The organism is Nocardia sp. NPDC060220 (assembly GCF_042727815.1).
GTDB lineage: Bacteria > Actinomycetota > Actinomycetes > Mycobacteriales > Mycobacteriaceae > Nocardia.
Genome location: NZ_JBHWZY010001165.1, coordinates 1 through 1719, shown reverse-complemented (window position 1 = coordinate 1719; position 1719 = coordinate 1). Strand labels below are relative to the sequence as shown.

The following is a 1719-nucleotide window of genomic DNA, read 5'->3' as shown; positions in this document are numbered from 1 at the left end:
CACCTCACCCGGCTCCTGCCACGGCACGTCGGGCATCGCGTACGCCGCCGACAGATCCGGTACGGAGGCGATCACCGCGTCGGTACGCGCGGCCACCTCCTCGTACCGCCCGACGACCCCCGCCAGCGTCTCGCCCGATCTGAGCCGCAGCTGGAACTCCGAACCCCAGGCCTATCTGGGGATGACCGTCACCGGATTTCCCAACTTCTTCCTGATGTACGGACCCAACACCAATTTCGGTGGTGGCTCCATCGTCTACATCCTGGAGAGCCAGGCCCGCTACGTCGTCGACGCGGTCCGCAGCCTCACCGAACGTTCCGCCGCGTACATGGATGTGCGGCCCGAGTCCTTCGATGCCTTCAGCGCCGAAGCCCAACGGCGGCTGGCCAATTCGGTGTGGTCGACCGGTGGATGCAGCAGCTGGTACACCAACGACAAGGGCAAGGTCACCAATAACTGGCCGGGGCTCATGTCCGAGTACCGGCGTCGTACGCGCCGAGTGAACCCGAGCGACTACCGATTCGTCCCCGCCGTCACCGGCAACTGATTCACACTCCCTCGCGATAAGAAAGCGACTGAAACCAATGACGAAGAAGTCACTCGCAGGCCGGCGCATCGCCATTACCGGCGGCGCCCGCGGCATCGGCCGTTCCACCGCCGAGGAGTTCATCGCCCGCGGCGCGGCCGTGGTCATCGGCGATATCGACACCGAACTCGTGCAGAAGACCGCCGCCGAGATCGCCGAGAAGTCCGGCGGTCGCATCGTTGGCCTTCCCCTGGACGTCACTGACAGCGCGAAATTCGAGATCTTCCTCGACGCCGCCGAGAACGAGCTCGGCGGCCTCGATGCGCTGGTCAACAATGCCGGAATCATGCCGACCGGGGCGTTCCTCGACGAGAGCGAGAAGCTCAGCGACCGCCAGCTCGATATCAATGTGCGCGGGGTGATCATCGGCTCCAAGCTGGCGGGCAAGCGATTCGCCTTGCGCCACCAGGGCCACATCGTGAATATCGCGTCGGTCGCGGGCGTTTCCGCCGCACCCGGCGTCGCGGTGTATTGCGCCACCAAGCATGCGGTGATCGGGCTCGGGTCCGCGCTGCATCAAGAGCTGGCGCCGCTCGGAGTGAAGGTCACCACCGTCGCGCCCGGCTTCGTCCGCACGGAACTGATCGCGGGACTGTCGCCGAGCAAGTTCATCGAACAGATCGGTGTAGTCGACCCCGAGGATGTCGCCGACTCGATCGCCGATGCGGTATCGCGCGGCAAGGGCGGGCTGGCATTCGTGCCGAAAATCGGCGGCGTGACGATCACCGTGCTCACTATGGTTCCGGAGAATCTGCGCAATCGGATCTACACCCTGCTGGGGCTGCACGCGGTCACGCTGAACTCTGATGAGTCCGCGCGTGCCGCTTACCGGGCACGCACCGAGGGCTGAGCCGATGACTATACGAACTGCTCGCCCTATCCTCCGCTCTTGGGCAGTGTCGAACCTGTGTGAGGCGTGGTCGTGAGTGACGATCTCGAGATCCGCAGCCCGCTCGACGGGCGCGTGACCGGCACGGTGAAGATCCACGACGTGACGCACGTCGAACGGACCGTCGCGCGGCTGCGCGCCGAACAGACAGCGTGGGACCAGGCGGGTGTGCCCGAGCGGGTGCGCTGGCTGTACAAGTACCGGGATTGGTTGCTGGACAACGTCGATAGGCTCTCCTCGCTGC

General features: G+C 65.3%; 3 protein-coding genes and 1 pseudogene. 3 read left to right on the top strand and 1 reads right to left on the bottom strand.

The features are described 5' to 3' along the window. Window positions 1-96, bottom strand: a pseudogene (locus ACFWF3_RS34860) (hypothetical protein); the annotation flags it as partial. A gap of 85 nt (window positions 97-181) precedes the next feature. On the opposite strand from ACFWF3_RS34860, the gene ACFWF3_RS34855 reads away from it, so the two are divergent. From ACFWF3_RS34855 to ACFWF3_RS34845, 3 genes are all read left to right on the top strand, one after another. Beyond that, entirely contained in the window at window positions 182-547 is a 366-nt protein-coding gene (locus ACFWF3_RS34855) for a hypothetical protein (protein ID WP_379318341.1), read from the top strand. A gap of 37 nt (window positions 548-584) precedes the next feature. Continuing rightward, complete coding sequence (locus ACFWF3_RS34850; protein WP_379318339.1) at window positions 585-1436, top strand: SDR family oxidoreductase; 852 nt, start codon at window positions 585-587, stop codon at window positions 1434-1436. 72 nt (window positions 1437-1508) lie between these two features. Further along, a partial coding sequence (locus ACFWF3_RS34845) for an aldehyde dehydrogenase family protein (RefSeq protein ID WP_379318337.1) occupies window positions 1509-1719 on the top strand: 211 nt, incomplete at its 3' end.